Source organism: Proteiniphilum sp., from assembly GCF_034331125.1.
In the GTDB taxonomy this organism is placed as follows: domain Bacteria; phylum Bacteroidota; class Bacteroidia; order Bacteroidales; family Dysgonomonadaceae; genus Proteiniphilum; species Proteiniphilum saccharofermentans.
On the sequence record NZ_JAXQGC010000032.1, the window covers coordinates 36,124 to 55,708 of the forward strand.

10 protein-coding genes are annotated in these 19,585 nt (G+C 44.3%); 3 read left to right on the plus strand and 7 right to left on the minus strand.

Annotated features, from left to right (window positions below):
- Positions 1-127 precede the first annotated feature (127 nt).
- The 7 genes from U2P89_RS06340 to U2P89_RS06370 form a co-directional block, all read right to left on the minus strand.
- Positions 128-1,375, minus strand: coding sequence for an MFS transporter (locus U2P89_RS06340; RefSeq protein ID WP_322190990.1), 1,248 nt, complete (start codon positions 1,373-1,375; stop codon positions 128-130).
- A 32-nt stretch (positions 1,376-1,407) separates the two neighbouring features.
- Complete coding sequence (locus tag U2P89_RS06345; RefSeq protein WP_322190959.1) at positions 1,408-3,030, minus strand: sialidase family protein; 1,623 nt, start codon at positions 3,028-3,030, stop codon at positions 1,408-1,410.
- Positions 3,031-3,037: 7 nt separating this feature from the next.
- Complete coding sequence (locus U2P89_RS06350; protein ID WP_322190960.1) at positions 3,038-4,489, minus strand: RagB/SusD family nutrient uptake outer membrane protein; 1,452 nt, start codon at positions 4,487-4,489, stop codon at positions 3,038-3,040.
- A gap of 26 nt (positions 4,490-4,515) precedes the next feature.
- Entirely contained in the window at positions 4,516-7,617 is a 3,102-nt protein-coding gene (locus tag U2P89_RS06355; RefSeq protein ID WP_322190961.1) for a TonB-dependent receptor, read from the minus strand.
- 141 nt (positions 7,618-7,758) lie between these two features.
- On the minus strand, positions 7,759-8,670 hold the full coding sequence (locus tag U2P89_RS06360; RefSeq protein ID WP_313381554.1) for a dihydrodipicolinate synthase family protein: 912 nt from the start codon (positions 8,668-8,670) through the stop codon (positions 7,759-7,761).
- A 139-nt stretch (positions 8,671-8,809) separates the two neighbouring features.
- Positions 8,810-9,865, minus strand: coding sequence for a hypothetical protein (locus tag U2P89_RS06365; protein ID WP_313381555.1), 1,056 nt, complete (start codon positions 9,863-9,865; stop codon positions 8,810-8,812).
- Positions 9,866-9,882: 17 nt separating this feature from the next.
- Positions 9,883-10,632 carry a FadR/GntR family transcriptional regulator gene (locus U2P89_RS06370; RefSeq protein ID WP_322190962.1) on the minus strand — a complete coding sequence of 250 codons (750 nt, stop codon included), beginning with the start codon at positions 10,630-10,632 and terminating at the stop codon, positions 9,883-9,885.
- A 423-nt stretch (positions 10,633-11,055) separates the two neighbouring features.
- Between U2P89_RS06370 and U2P89_RS06375 the strand changes: the two genes are divergently transcribed.
- The 3 genes from U2P89_RS06375 (at position 11,056) to U2P89_RS06385 (ending at position 19,477) form a co-directional block, all read left to right on the plus strand.
- The gene (locus U2P89_RS06375; RefSeq protein ID WP_322190963.1) at positions 11,056-13,779 is read left to right on the plus strand and encodes a glycoside hydrolase family 78 protein; all 2,724 of its coding nucleotides are present in this window, start codon (positions 11,056-11,058) and stop codon (positions 13,777-13,779) included.
- Positions 13,780-13,874: 95 nt separating this feature from the next.
- Positions 13,875-16,523: an alpha-L-rhamnosidase gene (locus U2P89_RS06380; RefSeq protein ID WP_322190964.1), complete on the plus strand. Its 2,649-nt coding sequence runs from the start codon at positions 13,875-13,877 to the stop codon at positions 16,521-16,523.
- Positions 16,524-16,687: 164 nt separating this feature from the next.
- A complete protein-coding gene (locus U2P89_RS06385; protein ID WP_322190965.1) occupies positions 16,688-19,477 on the plus strand; it encodes a family 78 glycoside hydrolase catalytic domain in 2,790 nt (929 codons plus the stop codon).
- The last annotated feature ends 108 nt before the right edge of the window (positions 19,478-19,585 follow it).

Consider the following 19,585-nt stretch of genomic DNA (forward strand, 5'->3'; position numbering starts at 1 on the left):
AGAAAGTAAAGAAAGGGATTATCGATTCCTGATCCGGGAGATCTATACTGTGATGAAAATAATTTCCTGATTAGAAGATATCGTTCTCATCCCCTCGAAATTCGTTTTATATCCGGCATGCTCTTTCCTACGAATAGGTATATTCCTTTTTTGGTTTCAGGAAAACAAGTAGAACAACAATAGCTGCTAATACAATAACCGCCAGTTTACTGAAATCGGCGCCCAAATGACCCGCATCCATGGAGCTTCCCAGAATACGGGTAATGGCATATCCGCCGAAAACGCCCGCCATGTTCATGATGCCGTATGCCGTCGCCCTGTATTTGGGTGAAATAATCTGGCAAAGGATGGGCATATTATTGGCATCAAACATGCCGAAACCGATGCCGAAAAGCAATGCCGCACCGATAAGGCTGACATAACTATGCCCGAATCCCAGCAGGATCAGCGACGGGATGGTTAATCCCAATCCAATCACACTGGTATATACCCTCCCCCTGATATTCTTCTGTACCCATCTGTCGGACAGCGGCCCGCCGATCATTACCCCGATAAACGATGCGATAGCGATAGATATGGTGGCAATCGGCCCGGCCTGCGCCATCGGCACACCCAGGTTTGCCGTAAACAGTGTCGGCAACCAGTTTTTTGTCGCCCATCCGGGTAAACTCGGCGCCATAAAATAGAATAACATCACCCAGAAGGAGGCTGTGGCAAATAATACCGCAAATCCTTTCCATACAGGTTCCCTTTTCAGTTGTATGCTATTATCCGCTTCCGGGAGAACAATGGCTCTTCCATGTCCCTTCTTTTCATGAAGGAAAAACACCAGTAATACCGCATATAGGATACCGATAATCCCGAACCAGTGAAAAACGGTATGCCATGAGTAAGTAGCCGCAATAGTCGCTCCAAATCCCCCGAGAGCCTGTCCGGCATACAATCCGGTCATATGGATACCTACCGCAAGCGAGCGAGTTTTATCGGAATGGTAGTCGGCGATCATGGCGAGTCCCGCCGGGATATACAACGCTTCACTCACCCCCATGAAAGCACGTAACCAATATACCTGTTCAAAGGTCTGTGCTATTCCCATACCATACGTTACCGTCGACCAGGTAAAAAGACTACCTACGATCAGCCATTTCCGGTTAATCCGGTCGGCAATGGCTCCCGCAAACGGACTGACCAGCCCGTAAATAAGCAGGAAAATCCCCATTAATCTCCCGAAATTTTCAGCTACCGCCAATTCTGTTATATCTATCTGCATGGAAGATTGCAGCGTCGACAGCATTTGCCTGTCAAGGTAATTCAGCAAAGCCACCATCCATAACAATCCCACTACAATCCAGGGATATATTTTACTATTTTGTATCTTCATCATGATACAACCGACTTCCTATATAATTATCGGATCTCTTTTAATAATACGGTTTGAAAGACCATATCAGCCTGGCTACTCTCATAAAGGATCCCAATGGTTGAATCATTTACCGACGTAATACAGGAATATCCCCGGCCACTGTATTCATCGAGCAGTATCCAGTATTCTTCCGGCCAGGTCCGGCCATCATCAAAACTTACCTTTAACGTAATATGATCGCGCCTGGAAGTTGAATTGGGGTTGACGAAAAGCAGTATACTCTTTTCCGTCCCGTCATCGTTATACATATGTTTATGCAGGCTTGCCATACAGGTAGGTTCTATCAACGCTTTCCGGGAAGTGGGATGTTCCGTCCATGTTTCTCCCAGATCGGTTGTCGTGGCGATGGTCCGTCCGTTTACCTCTTCATTTCCCCGGTTACGGTTGTCCCGCATATTCAGCATAACCGACCCGTCGGATAATTCGACAGCCATGCATTCGGTGGTTCCGCTGGAAGCAGGTTTGGAAACGTTCCATGTTTTTCCGCCGTCTTTGCTCCACGTGATATTGGAGAACGGGTTACCCGTCTCGTCCCGTCCCTGCGTCGGGAATACCAATGTACCGTCCGACAGGGTGATTCCGTGCCCCGGTGCAGGGGCAAACAACCACCACTCTTTTTTCTTGAGAAGGGTTATATTCACCGGTTCGCTCCAGGTTAATCCGTCATCGGTACTTTTCGTGATCAGGAATTGCGATGTTTCCTTTACACCGAATCCGGGTTGGGAACCTTTTGCCTGCCACTGGTGGATCCACCGCGTACTGTCTTCGGTCATTCCTTCCACCCATTTACCGGTTTCACGATCAAGCACTCCGTGCATCCAAAGCCCGGCCACGTAAATATCACCGGTATTTTCGTCCACCAGAATGCAGGCATCGCTTACTCCGTTGTATTTCTCCGGCAATCCGCCCCATTCGTTCATATCCAATACGGTCTGCATCGGCTGCCATGTGCGTCCTCCGTCAGTACTGCGATTCAATCCGATATCCATATGTCCTTGCAGATCCCGTGCATTTTCATAGCGTGCATCATAAATCGCCAATAAGGTGCCCTTTTTAGAAGTGGCTAATCCCGGAATACGAGAAGTATGCACCCCGTCCTGCATATGCTGACGTACGGCCACACCGACTCTCAGGCTCTGTGTATCCGCGGCCGGAACACGGATATTCCCGATATCGGTAGAGATACTTTTACATTGCACTTTGATCCTGTGACTAAGATCGATGTTCTCTTTTAATGTAACGGATACCCAGAACGTGAGCGTATCCTCAGTAACATCGAAATTATCCTTGAAAGTAACAATAGAAGCCGGTTGCGCTTCACCGATAAGAGTATCGGTTGCAAAACGCCCTTTATCGTCTGACTTAAACAGCGATATCCGCTCAATATCGTTCAGATCGGTGGTTCCTTCCAGTGAAATACTGATCTTTTGCAACGTATAGTTCACCGGTTTTTGCCGGATCATTTCAACTTTCAGTACAGGGTTCGCATCTTTCCCGGTTAATACCGGGAGAACAGGACTGCTAATCCCAACCTCTACATTATCGTTATATCCACATGACTGGAATAAGATAATTAGTATAAATATTATGGTAACTATTTTTTTCATTCGTCCCTTATTTATCGTATCCAGGTGTTTGTGTAAGATTCGGATTTCTATTGATAGATGCCTGCGCTATCGGCCATAGCAATACATTTAATTCATTCTCGCGTCCTTCCAGATAGGAATTTTTTTCAAAAGCTACACCAAAGCGAATATAATCCCACCATAGTTTTCCTTCTGCGGCAAATTCTTTCAGTCGTTCATTCAATATAGCCTCTTCAATTGCAGAAGAAGATAATCCGGAAGTATAAAAATCTTTTACTCCATACGCTCTTTCCGCAATTCTGTTCAGTGCAACGAGTGCGCCGGGTAAATCCTGCTTTGCTAATTTTATTTCGGCATCAAATAACAAAGCATCGGCATAACGATAAACAATTACGTCTGAATCAAATATTCGGGTCCCATTTGTCCACTCACCGGCAAATTTATTGATCCACTGAAATGTTGCATTCTTCGGCTCATCGAAATAAGTTTCAAAACTCACTTCCGTCCTCTGATCCCTCTCATCTTCCGAAAGGACTGCTTTATATTCTTCCGTATAGAAACACCATTGCTGATGACTTCCTACTTTTACAGGGTTTTCAATAGCTTCCTCCGAAACATATTGTGAGGGAACAAGATAATCGGCTGGATAACCACCCGTATATTCATCTTTGATATAACTCCAGGCGAAAATGATCTCTTTTCCCATCTCATTTTCAAAAACAGTAGAGAAACTTTCTTCCAAGCCATAGAACGAATTACCCAATACGGCAGTAACAGCTGTATTGGCTGCATCCAGGTTAGCTTGCCCTCCGTTCCTTACCTTATACATCCACAGGTTGTAATCGGCCTTCAACATATTGATGGAACCTGCTGAAGCAAGATTCCTGTCTGTTATAGCTGACGGCACCAACGACAATGCCTGTGCTATATCATCGTTTACCTGTTGAAACACTTTATCTGCCGGATCTCGTTCAGGAAAAAGCCCATCCTGTTTATCGGATTCAAAGCCATCCAGTAATACCGGAGCATCTCCCCATACACGGCCTATCCAGTAATAACAGAAAGCCCTCACATAATAAGCATTCGCCAATACTTTATTTTTAGCTTCTTCACTGTTAAAGGCAATATCCGGTGTATATCTGAGGATCAGGTTTGCCTGATTGATGGTAGTGTACAGATCTTCCCAGTTTGCATATCCGTGATTGGTAGGTATCTGGTTTTGATAAACCTGATCACGAGCGGTCTGTCCGGTCAATCCGTCACCCCACAATCCTGTGCGGTATTCTCCCCAATACATATAACCCTGGGAAAAAGTCGATCTGAATTTATTATATAAACCATACATGGCAGATGTAGCATCTCCTTCATCCTGCCACATTGAATTCGCAGATACTTCACTTTTTTGTTGAATATCCAGATCGGCATGACAAGCAGTCAGTACCGCAAAAATCGTCAATAATAATATTGTTTTAAGTCTCATAATTTTAGATTTTTATTATGTGAGGTTTAGAATGTAACTTTTACACCTACCGAGTATTTCCGGATAGGAGGATAGTTATAATAACTGGCATTATAGGTAGTAGATGCTCCTACTTCAGGAGATACTCCTTCCACTTGCGTAAAATAATGTAAGTTATTTCCCGACAGAGTGATCGCTAAATTCTGGATCCCGAACTTCGTTAGTTTGGTAGGCGGGATATTGTATTGTAGGCTAACTTCTCGGATACACAAATAATCCCCCTTATAGTTGAATATGTTGGATGTTCGGCTGAAGTTGGCATTTCCGTCGTCCGGGTCATTGGCCGTAAACCGGGCATATTTCGTATTATCACCTGGTTGTTTCCAGGTCTCTTTTACTTTATCTATCAAGGTATAGTTATTGGCAAACGTATTCATAAAATAGCGCATTTCCGAGTTATTGTTGATAGAATGTCCTAATGCCCAATCCAGAAAAATATTCAGAGACACATTCTTATAAGTGAAACTATTGTTCAACCCTCCTGTAGAATGAGGAACAGTATATCCCAGGAAAAACTGATCCTGGCTGTCGATATAATCTTTCCCGTCTCTGGTCAGACTCCCCGGCCGGTTCTTCCATTCATAATCTCCGATCTCTTTGCGTCCGGCAATTCTTTTTCCGTCGGAATGACGGTATCCTTTCGCAGAATTATCATACATGGCGTTATCGGCCTGTGCCTGTGTTTCTATTATGTAATCCACCATATATCCGTAATACCGGTAAAGTGGCTCTCCTTCGGCAGTTCCCCCAAAAGCGGTTCCGTCGGCCAATGTAATACCACCGATACGGTTACGGTCACGCCCGTTATCCGGTAGTTTCAATACCTTGTTTTTCACAAAACTCCATGTAAACTTTGAAGACCATTCGAAATCTTTGGTCTGAATATTGGTCGAACCGATCTCTATATCGAATCCGTAAAACTTCACTTCTCCGATATTGGTTTGTACATTGGCAAAACCGGTCGTATTAGGAAGCTCCTTACTGAAAAGGAGATTTTCCGTTCTTTTGTCGAAATAGTCCGCATTCAGCGTTAACCGGTTATTGAACAGTGATAAGTCAAATCCCAAATCCAATTGGGTGGAGGTTTCCCACGTCAGATCCAGATTCGGCATGGTGGAGGGGACAATACCCGCAATACCGTCGTATTTTGCATTCGTAGAGTATCTTCCATACGCATCATATAATCCGATCGCATTATTACCGGTTTGTCCATAACTGACCCTTAATTTCAGATCATCCAGATTCCTGATTCCTTGCATAAAATTCTCATCGGAAATAATCCAACCGGCAGATGCTCCCGGGAAAAAACCCCATTGATTACCCGGTGCAAAACGGGAAGAGGCATCCTGACGGAATGTGGCCGAAAAAAGATATTTCTTTTTAAAATCATAAGATAACCGCCCAAAATAGCCGATGGTAACATCCTCCGTATAATTGCTGGTTGCATTCTTCTTATTCGGCCCGGCTGTCAGTGTCGGCACTTTATCAGAACTCGCTCCATCAACTTGTGCAGCCAGTGCCTGATTGATATCTTTCTGATAGGAATATCCACCCATTACAGAAAAGGAATGATTATCAATTCCTTTATTATAGGTTGCATATACTTCCAGTTTATCCCGCCTGAGTTCACCAAAAGAAGAACTGGCCGGACGTAATCCGTTAAATTCATTCGCTTTTTGAAAACTATCGTTCTTATAATGATGATTATAGGTCGATAGTTGAGCCTCTGCCTTAAGGCCGTCTATGATCCGATAAGTCAGCTTACCAAATGCCGACAGACGTTTGTTTTCCTGGCTCTGATCATTATAATAGGCATACCATAATGGGTTGGGAGAAGTGGCATTATATCCTTTAGTGGGGGTTCCGTCTTCATTGTATTTCTTTTGTGTAGGAGGAGTTGCCAGACCACGGGAAATAACATTCATCTGGTTTTCATATTCCTGCGATTCTGTACGGGAATAATCAAATCCTCCCATAAACGACAAGAACTTATTAATATTCACATCAATATTACTTCGCAAATTTAAGCGTGAATAATTGGTTGCAATAGCGACACCGGCATCATCCGTGTATCCTAAACTGATATTATACCGAACACCTTCGTTTCCTCCGTCAAGTCCCACATAATAATTCTGCCACAGGGCTTGTTTATAAATCTCATCCTGAAAATTATTATCCTGAAAGATCAGGGTTTTCGTAGGATCCAATGGATCCGGCATGGAGTGATAACCAGCCGGCACAGATTCTCCATCGCCCAGATAGCGTGTTGAATAAATGGAAGAAGCTGTATTACCGGAACTGGCCGAATAGCCGTCCATCCAATTAAACCGTGCATTCGGGCCTACTGCAACGGCCGGACGCACAATACTCAAATAATCGGCTGCACTCATGAATTTATATAAAGTTGCAGCTTCCTGTAATGCCACATTGGCTTCAAAAGTAATGTTAGGGGCTTTATTGATCGACCCCTTCTTCGTTGTGATCAATACTACTCCATTTGAAGCTCTTGATCCGTAAATGGCTGTCGAAGCAGCATCCTTTAACACTTCTATGGATTCGATATCATTCGGATTAATCCCGCTGAACGCTCTTTCCACTCCATCAACCAGAATAAGCGGTTCATTACTTTTATTAATAGAGGAACCTCCCCTGATACGGATGGTTGCATCTGCACCGGGAGTATTATCGTTGGAATATATCCGGGTACCCGCTATTTTTCCTTTCAATCCTTCACCTACAGTACTGATCGGAATATTCTGCAATACTTCTCCTCCTACTTTTGTAATAGCAGAAGTTACGGTACGCCTGGATTGCGTTCCATACCCTACAACGACAACCTCATCCAATCCCACGGTCGAAACATTCAGTACAACATTGATACGTTCCTGATTCGTGATCCTTATCTCCTGCGGCTGGAATCCTACATAAGAAAATTCTAAAGTGGCTCCCTGAGGCACTTTTATTTCAAAATTACCATCTATATCCGTGACTGTTCCGTGAGTAGTTCCTTTGACTACTACAGAAACGCCCGGTAACGTTTCCCCTTCATTATCATGCACCACACCCGTAACGGTTGTTTCCTGTGCCATAAGGAAAGACAATGAAGTAAACAAGAAAATAAAAAAGGCTAAAAATCGACAATTTTTTCTCATCTTTGTAATGATTTTAAGATATTCGTGTTTTAAAATTATTGTAGAAAGGGGTACTAATTGCAGGATGTATCCCTTTCTCTATTTTCCCAAAAAACCGATTTCTTCCAGATCTTTTCTGAGAGAATCATATTCTTCTTTTTCAAACGGAGCAATGGGTAAACGACATTCTCCGCATTCGATCCCGATCAAATTCATAATGGCTTTTCCGCCTCTTACTCCTCCTCCGTATTTAATAATTATTTTGACAATTTCAATGGATTGCATCTGCAACGCCCGGGCCGTTTCAAGATCGCCTTCGTCCATCGCTTTCATGATATTCAAATAGACAGAAGGCAAATAATTATAGGTACTTCCTACACCGGCAACCGCACCTAACGCCAATCCACAGATAAGCATTTCATCATACCCGTGCAATACTTCGAACGTTCCATTGTCAAGATGGATACAGTCTCCCATTTCCATCAGGTTGTTGTGTGTATATTTTACACCGGCCAAGTTGGGTATCTCCTTTTTTCCTTCCCGTAAAAATTGTGCAACGGACAAACTGACTCCTGTCATCGACGGCATGTTGTAATAATAGAACGGCAGTTCGGGAGCCGCGGCTGCTATCGGCTTAAAAAAACCGATCAGGTCGCGCACTGTAGAAGGTTTAAAAAAACCGGGAGCAATAGATCCGACACCCCAGGCTCCGGCCTCTGCCGCATTACGGGAAAGCTCCACCGACTCACGCTGGTTATCGCTACCCACATGTGCAATTACTTTAAAGCGTCCTTCAGCCGCTTTTACCCAATGTTTCAGGATCAGCTTCCTCTCTTCCGTCGTCAATGATGTGAATTCGCCCGTTGTTCCACATACAAACACACCCGAGATACCCGAATCAGCGATATGCTGTGCATATTGATCTATGACAGCATAATGAATATCGCCATTCGGAAGCATGGGGGTAAAAGTTGCAGCAACCAGGCCTTTTAGTCTCTGATAATTTTTCATTTTGATTTATTGATAAGATAATTAGTGTTTCATTACGTACTATCCCAAGATAGCCGGTAAGTTATTTCTCTGTCGATGCATTCTTTTCCTGACGGAGAAATATTTCCCTAATGGTACGTTTTCCTCTCCTGCCGACAGGTTATTGTTCTAATGGTACAATCTGTCCCTCATACACAAGAGGTATTCTTATTCCGGGTTTTATTTCTCCGCTGGTAATATAAAATTTGTTTTCCCGTATGGCAATATGGGTAGTAACCGGAACGGGAAAAGACACTATTCCCTCATGGACGAAGGTATTCGACATAGGGCTGTATACCCTGATGATATTCTCAAAACCCGGATGTTCGTACGATCCGGGAAGCAACTTCGTAACTCCACCGAAGAAGACAATGTTATCCAGATTCACAAGTGCGGTTCCCGCCATCACCGGAAAAAATCCCTGAAGTTGCGTCCACCTGTTTATATCCGGATCATACCTGTGCCCGTCTGTTAATACCTCCACATAACCGGAGGAACGATAATCCCGCCCACTGAAAAGATAAAAACCGGGATACTCTCCGTCTTCGAAGGCAACACTCACTGCGTAACCCCGTGCATTTCCATCCCAGGAAGGTAAAGCAACCCATCCTTTGTCCTTACGGTCAAGGTCTAATACGAAAAAATGATTCGTTGCCTCTTCTTCGATCATCTTTTCCTGACCTCCGGCTATATATATTTTATTATTCAAAAGCGCACCTGTAGCATTTGCTAAAGGGACCGGCAAGGAAGGCCAATCATAAGAGAGCTTAAAAACTCCCCCTTCCTTATAGATGAGAAAGACATCATCAAAGCACCGTTTCATGTCACATCCTCCTATACACAGCAGACCTTCTGCCAATTGTATGGACACGCCATAGGCAATAGCTGCAGGCAGAAAATCAGTTATAATCCCCCACTGAAAATCCAGGGTGTCCGTATAGGCATGATAAAGTGTTCTCTCCCAGTTCTTTTTTCCTCCCTCCCATGGCATCTTATCAGGAAAATTTGCTCCTCCCGCAATAACCAGTTCATCGCCGACAAATCCAGAAAATGCACCTGCAACACCTCTGTTTTGTTCATTATCCGGAAGCGGAGGAAGAGAGTTCGAATTATTCCACTCTATCCGACAAGGTAATGGCAGATTATCCATTGCATACATGACAGAAGTAGTACTCATGGCAATCAAAAAAGATATTATTGCTTGACAACGCATTTTGAATGATGAATAGTTTCGTTTTTTTGTCGAATAAAAATCTTATACACCTCGAAATGTTGCTCTAATGCTCTTCTATAACCGTCTTCATCATTTTCTTTCAAATAGTGTAACAGATCCTGATGGGTGACGATACGCCCTTCTTCTTTGAGTTTAATATTGATAGGAGCCAGATATTCCTTGAATTTATCCTTTACAAAGGTCATAACCGGATGCACGATATTCTGAAACTCAGCGATGGTTTTATTTCCTGTTATCTGATACAATCTCGTATGGAAGGTAAATTCACTGAAAGGAGCATATTCATTGTTCTCATACATAATACCCACCTTTACAATTTCTTCGAGATCTTCTATGTCTTTCGGCGTAATATTCCTGAAAATATCGCTGCATATTCCTATCTCTAATGCAATCCTGAATCCCAGAATATCAAATAACGCGTCTTCACTTAAAATACGGGGATCTACGACCCGTTTCATTCCTCCAAGTATGGAGGGTTCCGAAAGTATCATACCTCTTCGGGTACGGGTTTCAATCATACCCATCATTTTTAACCGGCTCAACGCTTCACGCAATACGCTCCGGGCTACACCTAAAGAAGCCGACAATTCCATTTCATTCGGAATAGGATTCCCCGTTTGAAGATCTTTCTCTCTAAAATAGGTCAAAAGTTTGTCTTCCACCTGATCCACCAGGGTAACAGAATTATTCTGAATTTTCAGTCTTTCCATGAGTAATTGATATTTTACGTACTTTATACGTCTTGTATTAATTATATGATTTGTCTGACAAATATACGGTCAATATTTTTTAATAAACAAAAAGTAATTTGCATTTTAACTAATAAAGTCCACTTTTTAAATTTGTTTCACAAATACAAGCTTCTCAAGAATATTTTCTTAACTTTTAAGGAAATTGGAATGTGTTATCCATCCTTATGAATACATCAATAGTTCCCGACAGATTAAATTTAACCATTTACCACGAACCGGGTAAAAAATAATTTATATCCGACAATCCTTTCCCATATCAAATATCTTAGTCTTTATATCATTTCGAATAATTTACAAAATGGAAATAATGTTTTATTTTTGTAAGATATAGTTTCTTGTGCCGGAATTAAGCAATAATGTCACCATACAAAAAACAACAACATGTTCTTATTAAACCGACTAACCATTTTACACAAGTTTCAAAAGCCGGGAATTTTAATTATCCTGTCAACCTTTCTATTCTGTGCTCACAATACAGTATATGGAAATAACATTCATCCTCTCAGGATCATAAAACTTACCTGCGAGTATCAACAAGATCCACTACTGGTTGCTTCAGGCACACCTCTTTTCGGATGGCAACTGCAATCGGATAAGCAGGAAATACGCCAGTCAGCTTACACCATAGAGGTTTATACCCGTATCAACGGGAAAGAAATAAAAATATGGGATTCGGGAAAAGTGCTATCCGGTCAAAGCCAACAGGTAAAATACAATGGCATGGAAACATTGGAACCGGGAAGGGAGTACCGATGGAGAGTCAAAGCCTGGGATACCCGGAATAACTCTTCGGAATGGAGTGAAATGGACAGATTCCGGATGGCTCCTTCGGATACGGAATTAAAAGCCGAATGGATCGGGGCGATCAACAAAAAAGACGCCAATATCCCGGAAGGAAGAGTCTATCACGCACTGGCTGCCTCATCGGAAGCAGCCGAAAAATGGATGAATACCCATCCCCTTTCCAAAAGAAGTATCTATCTGAGAAAAGATTTTTCCATCGATAAGAAAATCAGAGAGGCAATTATTTATATCAGCGGATTAGGCCACTATGAACTTTCATTGAACGGAGAAAAGGTGGGAGATTCCCAATTTGATCCGATGTGGAGCGATTATGACAAGACAATCTATTACAACGCGTATGATATAACCGATGCCCTGCAACACAACAATGCAGTCGGAGTACTATTGGGGAACGGATTTTTCAACCAGCAGGGTGGCCGGTACGTAAAAATGCAGGTAAGCTTTGGTCCCCCTACCCTGTTTTTCAGACTGCATATAACCTATGCGGATGGGACAAAGCAGGAAATAGTATCGGACGAAACCTGGAAATATTCCCCAAGCCCCATTATCTTCAATGACATGTATGGTGGGGAAGACTATGATGCAAGAATAGAGCAGAAAGGATGGGATACTTATGGGTTCGATGATTCGGGTTGGCGGCCGGTAGTAGTACAAAGTCCCCCCAATGGACAACTGACACCACAGACAACCGCTTCCGTTAAAATAATGGAAACATACACACCTAAGTCGGTAAAAAAAGCGGGCAATGCGCATGTCTTTGATATGGGACAGAACCTGTCGGGCTTTCCGATGATCAAAGTCTCGGGAAAATCAGGCGACAAGGTAAGATTAACGGTAGGTGAGAATATTCACGAAGACGGCTCCGTGAACCAATCGCAATCGGGATCACCCTACTATTACGAATACACCTTAAAAGGAGGGACAGAAGAGGTCTGGCATCCCCGTTTTTCCTATTATGGATATAAATATATACAGATAGACGGCGCCAGACCGGAAGAAATACAATCCTGTTTTGTCTATAACTCCACCCCTCAAACAGGCCGTTTCCACTGTTCGAATGAAATATTCAATGAAGCCCACCGTATTATTGTCAATGCGATTAAAAGTAATATGCACGCGGTGTTTACCGATTGTCCCCACCGCGAAAAACTCGGATGGCTGGAGCAGGTGCACCTGAACGGTCCGGGATTATTTTACAATTTTGACCTGAGCACATTTGCACCGAAGATCATGCAGGATATACGCGATGCACAGCTTCCAAACGGTCTGGTTCCCGATATTGCTCCCGAATATGTTATTTTTGAAGGAGGATTCCGCGATTCTCCCGAATGGGGAAGTACAGCCGTTTTCCTGCCGTTTATGTATTACCGGTTCTATGGGGATAAATCCCTGATCACGGAATATTACGACGTAATGAAAAGATATGCCGATTACCTCTCCTCTACCGCGACCAACCATATTGTCTCACACGGGTTGGGCGACTGGTGCGATTACCGGAAAGATGAACCGTATGGCCCTTCGAAAAACACCCCGGTACCTTTGTCCGCATCCACCCATTATTATATGGTGATTGACTACCTTGTACAGGCTGCCGAAATAATGGATAAATCCGACGATTATGACTACTATTCAACGCTCAGGGAGCAGGTAAAAAATGCATTTAACAAAGAATTCTTCGATGAAAACACCCGGCAATACGGTACGGGAAGTCAGGCATCGAATGCTATGCCGCTGTTTGCGGGTATTGTGGAACCTCCACACAAACAAGCCGTACTGGATAATTTAATAAAAGACATACAAGAAAAAGGGTACCGGCTCTCCACGGGAGATGTCGGAAACAGGTACCTGTTCCAAACGTTGGCCGATAACGGATTAAACGAAGTCATGTATAAAATGCATAATCATAGGGAAGTGCCTGGATACGGTTTCCAGTTGCAATTCGGTGCCACAACACTTACCGAGTTATGGGATCCGAGAGACGGCGCATCATGGAATCACTTCATGATGGGCCAGATTGAGGAGTGGTTCTACAAATCACTGGCAGGAATAACGACAGAAGACTACAGTGGTTTCCAAAATATAGTGATTGCACCGAAACCGGTGGGAGACCTGAAGTTTGTAGAAGCATCCTACGATACTTTGTATGGCACAATCTCCGTCAACTGGAAAATCGATGGCGATCAATTTAAAATGGATTTGTTCGTCCCCCACAATTGTACAGCCAAAGTATATCTTCCGCAGCAAGATGACTACACCTCCGTGGGGAGCGGACATCACTCATTTACAACAATAATAAATTAATTCGATAATTTAACGATTTGATAATTAATCAGGTGATCAATAAATATACAAATCAGTAAATCGTCTTTGATCTATACTAAAACAATCTTTTATTTATGGTAAAATTATACAGATATACCATTCTGGTTATACTACTTTCGTTCAGTTATTTTCTGAAAGGGGGATCATCTTCCTTGCCGGTCGATCTGAAAACCGATCATCTGGAAAATCCCATCGGCATAGATAACCCTAATCCCAGATTGGCATGGAGGATTGAGGACAACAGGCAGGGAGCACGGCAGTCCGCCTACAGGGTCATCATTGGCACCGATTCCCTGAAAGTACTTAACGGGAAAGGCGATGTATGGGATTCCGGAAAGATGAACTCAGACCGGCAGTTAGTCACTTACGCAGGAAATAGCCTTGCCCCTTTCACAAAATATTACTGGAAAGTGATGATATGGGATGCAGGGCAGAATGAAAGCATCTCCGGTATCCAATTTTTTGAAACGGGGATGATGGATATCAGCCACTGGCAGGGGAACTGGATCAGCGACGGGAGGGATATCCATTATGCACCCGCTCCCTACTTCCGTAAAAAATTCGAAACCGCCAAGGAAATCGCATCAGCCCGTGTATATATTGCCGTCGCCGGATTATATGAACTCCATATCAACGGAGAAAAGATAGGCAACCAGCGCCTCGATCCGATGTACACCCGCTACGACAGGCGTAACCTCTATGTCACCCACGATGTGACCGCTCAACTGCAGAAAGGAGAAAATGCCATCGGGGTGATCCTCGGCAACGGTTGGTATAACCATCAGTCAATGGCCGTATGGGATTTTCACCGGGCGCCCTGGCGCAACCGTCCCGCTTTCTGTCTGGACCTGCGTATCACCTATACCGATGGCACTGTGGAGATCATCCCCACTAACCTGAGTTGGAAAAAATCGGACAGCCCGGTCATCTTTAACAGTATTTACACAGGGGAGCATTACGACGCACGGCTGGAACAGGATGGATGGAGCAAGCCGGAGTTTGATGATTCACAATGGCAGGAAGTAGGATTACGCTCTACTCCCTCTCAGAATATTACCGCCCAACAATTGAGACCGATACGGAATGTATTGACGATCCCCGCTAAATCAGTCAATAAGATCGATGAAAAGACCTATGTGTACGACTTCGGGCAAAATATGTCGGGGGTAACCAGGATAAAGGTTTCCGGCGAAGAAGGTACGGAACTACGGATAAAGCATGGAGAACGTCTGTATGATAACGGACGGATCAATATGTCCAATATCGATGTGTATTACCGGGGGGATAGGGAAAAAGATCCTTTCCAGACGGATATACTGATATTGAGCGGAAAAGGAGAAGATGAATTTATGACCCGCTTCAACTACAAAGGGTTCCGGTATGTGGAAATAACAAGCAGTAAACCGGTTGAACTGGATAAAAACAACCTGACTGCTTATTTTATGCATAGCGATGTACCGCCGATCGGGAAAATTGAGACTTCAAGTGACCTTATCAATAAATTATGGTGGGCAACAAATAATGCTTATCTGTCGAACCTGATGGGTTATCCCACCGATTGCCCGCAACGCGAAAAGAACGGATGGACCGGTGATGGCCATTTTGCCATAGAGACCGCCCTCTACAATTTCGACGGTATCACCGTATATGAGAAATGGCTGGCCGACCACCGGGACGAACAACAACCCAATGGAGTGTTGCCCGACATTATTCCTACGGGAGGATGGGGTTATGGAACTCATAACGGATTAGACTGGACCAGTACAATTGCCATTATTCCCTGGGAAATATACAGGTTCTATGGTGACAGTAAACTATTGGAAGACTGTTACGGGAACATCAAACGGTATGTGGATTATGTGGATCGTACAAGTCCCGGGGGGCTGACCTCCTGGGGACGTGGCGACTGGGTACCGGTGAAATCACGTTCGAACCTGGAACTGACTTCCTCCGTCTATTTCTATGTAGATGCAAAAATACTGGCCGAAGCGGCAAAACTGTTCGGGAAAGAAACAGATCATCAATATTACTCCGCATTGGCAGAGAAAATCAAAAATGCGATCAACAAGAAATACCTGGATCGTGAAACCGGTATTTACGCCAGCGGAACCCAAACCGAACTAAGTGTTCCGTTACAATGGAAAGTAGTACCGGAGGATATGATACCTAAAGTAGCACAGAACCTTGCGAAGAAAGTGGAAGAAGCCGGATTCCATTTAGATGTGGGTGTATTAGGGGCCAAAGCTATTTTAAACGCATTAAGTGAAAACGGCTATCCCGATGTAGCGTATAAGGTAGCGGTGCAGGACACTTATCCCTCCTGGGGATGGTGGATTGTGAATGGAGCCACTACCCTGCTTGAGAACTGGGATCTGGATGCCGAGCGGGACATCTCCGACAATCATATGATGTTCGGCGAGATCGGCGCGTGGTTCTTCAAAGGACTGGGAGGCATCTACCCCGATGCCGCACAGCCCGGTTTCAAGCATATTATCCTGCGCCCCCATTTTGAAAAAGATTTGGAGCGGTTCGATGCACAGTTTAATTCACCCCATGGCCTGATCCGTTCTCAATGGAAATGGGAAGGAGGAAAGATAAACTATCGGGTTGTGGTACCTGCGAACAGCAGTGCCACTTTGTATCTTCCCGATTATGTGGAAGGAAACAAATTAATAAAACTGGATGCAGGAACTCATAGTTTTACATTTAAGATAAGTGGCTGAAGGTTGATGTGGTGATGTGGTGATGTGATGATGTGATGATTTAACGATTTGATAATTGGCTGATTACCCTGTTATTCTTCCCTTCTCCAATTCTATACTTCTCCAATTCCGACTTCTAATTTCTAACTTCTGAGTTCAAAATTCTGAGTTCAAAATTTAATCATATGAAACGAATAATCTTTTTTCTGGCTATACTAATTCTCACCTCTCTAGCTATAACGGTTTTTGGGAAGGAAAAAGCATCAGTCGCTCCGGTGAATCTCACCTGTGAACACCTGAAGAATCCGGCAAGTCTGGATGTAACGCATCCACGTTTTAGTTGGACACTCCAACCGACCGATGAATCAGCTTACGGACAACGACAAACAGCATACCGCATACTGGTAGGAAGTTCGCTGCAAAAAAGGGCTGACCATTTCGGCGACATGTGGGACAGCGGATGGATCGAATCAGACAATATGCAACTGATAGAATACAGAGGTAAACCGCTGCAATCCGACCAAAAATATTACTGGACGGTATCAGTAAAAGATGAAAAAGGAAAGATATCGGTTTACGGCAAAACAGCTGAATGGAGCACGGGATTGTTTTCTCAGGACGAATGGACAGCCAAGTGGATCGGTACGGACAAGGCTTACAATCCGGCGGAAGGACCCAACAAAATGTATGATCCGTGGTTCCGGAAAACTTTCGATTTAAAGGAAAACCCGTCTAAAGCGACGCTGTTTGTCGCTTCGGTAGGATATCATGAAGTATATGTCAACGGGAAAAGAATCGATGATCATGTACTTGCACCGGCAGTAACGGACCATACTAAACGGGCGCGTTACATTGCCTACGATATTGCACCCGCACTTACATCCGGCACAAACGTCATCGCCCTATGGCTGGGAACTTCGTGGTCTATCTTTGCTCCTTACGCAACGGCCGATAAACCCCGTACCCCTTTGGTAATCGCCCAGACGGATATCTACGATGCCAACGACCGCAAGCTGGCGAGGATCGCTACCGATCAGTCGTGGAAAACCTATCCGAGTCCCAATAAGCTGATTGGGAACTGGGGATTTGGAGTAGGAGGATACGGAGGCGAGATATGGGATGCTAGTAAAGAGGTGGAAGAGTGGAACCTGGCAACCCTGGACGACCGCAACTGGAAAAACGCCACAGTATACACACCGGCGCTTGAACTATCAACTCAGCAGGTAGAAACCAACATCCTGATTGACGAGATTCATCCGGTCGCCGTCGAATCCCGCCCCGATGGCTCTTACCGTGTGGATATGGGCGTAAATTTCGCGGGATGGACACAAATATCAGTACAGGGCAACCCCGGCGATACCATCCGGTTTCTGTTTTCGGAAAGAGGTCAGGAAGAAATAACGTTCGGGTTGATGAACGCTTACGTTATCGGTGCTTCAGGAAAAGGCACATTTGAAAACCGATTCAACTACAGTTCGGGAAGATGGATCACGATTAAAGGCTTGAGATCGGCTCCCCAAAAAGAGGAGATCAAAGGATGGATGGTACGTACCGCTTTCGATGACGCAACCCGTTTCGAGTGTTCCGATCCGTTGCAGAACTGGATCTACAATACGGTAAAATGGACTTTTGAGAATCTGTCTCTTGGCGGATTTATCGTCGACTGTCCCCAACGCGAACGATTCGGCTATGGCGGCGATGCACATGCCACTTCCGAAACCGGCCTGTTTAATTACAAACTGGGTGCTTTCTATACCAAATGGCTGGAAGACTGGCGCGACGTGCAGGGAACAGAACCGATGACAGGCAATATGAACGATCCGGAATGGGCACGCAAGCAGGAAGGAAGCGGCAGGATACTGGGTGGAGGTATACTCCCTCAGACAGCACCGACCTACCATGGTGGCGGCGGCCCGGCATGGGGCGGAATAGTGGTCACCCTCCCGTGGTTCATATATCAACATCATGATGATATGCGGGTGCTCGAAGATAATTTCGAAATGATCAAAGGCTGGTTGGAATTTCTCGATACTCATGTAGAAAACGATATGCTCAAACGGTACGGCGCACGGTGGGATTTCCTGGGCGACTGGCTCTGGCCGGGAGCTACGTCGCAAGGGATGAATAACTATTCCGATGAAAATATCTTTTTCAATAACTGCTATTGGGTATATAACCTGAAAACTGCAACACAAATTGCCAGGGTGATCGGAAGAACTGAAGAGGCAGAACAATGGGCGCGTCAGGCAGAACAGTCATCTAAAGCTATCCATGCCAAATATTATCATCCGGACGATCATAATTATTCGGACAGATCGATGCGGAGCCTTTCTGCGGCTCTCTATGGCGATATCATGCCGGCTGAATTACGCCCAAAGGTGATGGAGAGACTGGCTGAAGAAATTCTCGTTCATAAGAACGGACATATCGACGTAGGGATCACCGGTGGTGCAATGCTTTTTAAAGTATTACGTGAAGAGGGGCGAGACGACCTCATCTATTCCATGACATCCCAGACCACCTATCCGGGGTGGGGGCTTATGCGTGAAAGCGGAGCCACTACTATATGGGAGATGTGGGAAAAGGATTTGTCGGGGCACTCACTGCTGCACAGCTCTTATCTCTATCCCGGTGCGTGGTATATCGACGGTGTGGCCGGTATCAGAAGGGATGCCGATGTTCCCGGATTCAGAAAGTTTATGGTACGGATACCCAAACTCACCGAAACACAAATATCCTCTGCAAAAGCTTCATTCGATTCTCCGGCCGGGTTGATAGAATCCTCATGGGAGCGTGAAAACGGAAGGATTACATTAAATGTAACTGTACCGCCAAACTGTACCGCAACAGTCCTGTTCCCCTATGACAACGAAAAAACTGTACATGTGAATGCTGAACATGTCAAAGAAACTGGCAGAAAAGAAGGATACATCCTTTTTGAAATTCCGGCAGGAAAGTACCGGTTCAGTAATTGACCGATATTGATTTGATAATATGCTAATATGTCAATATGAATAAGGTGGGAAGGTGGTTTAAGTGAAAAGTGAAAAGTGAATTTTTTTTGAAACTGCTAATTGGATAAT

Coding starts and splice junctions, on each gene's coding strand:
- U2P89_RS06345 (WP_322190959.1), bottom strand. CDS start 3,030: ATGAAAAAAATAGTTACCATAATATTTATACTAATTATCTTATTCCAG.
- U2P89_RS06350 (WP_322190960.1), bottom strand. CDS start 4,489: ATGAGACTTAAAACAATATTATTATTGACGATTTTTGCGGTACTGACT.
- U2P89_RS06355 (WP_322190961.1), bottom strand. CDS start 7,617: ATGGCACAGGAAACAACCGTTACGGGTGTGGTGCATGATAATGAAGGG.
- U2P89_RS06360 (WP_313381554.1), bottom strand. CDS start 8,670: ATGAAAAATTATCAGAGACTAAAAGGCCTGGTTGCTGCAACTTTTACC.
- U2P89_RS06365 (WP_313381555.1), bottom strand. CDS start 9,865: ATGAGTACTACTTCTGTCATGTATGCAATGGATAATCTGCCATTACCT.
- U2P89_RS06370 (WP_322190962.1), bottom strand. CDS start 10,632: ATGGAAAGACTGAAAATTCAGAATAATTCTGTTACCCTGGTGGATCAG.
- U2P89_RS06375 (WP_322190963.1), top strand. CDS start 11,056: ATGTTCTTATTAAACCGACTAACCATTTTACACAAGTTTCAAAAGCCG.
- U2P89_RS06380 (WP_322190964.1), top strand. CDS start 13,875: ATGGTAAAATTATACAGATATACCATTCTGGTTATACTACTTTCGTTC.
- U2P89_RS06385 (WP_322190965.1), top strand. CDS start 16,688: ATGAAACGAATAATCTTTTTTCTGGCTATACTAATTCTCACCTCTCTA.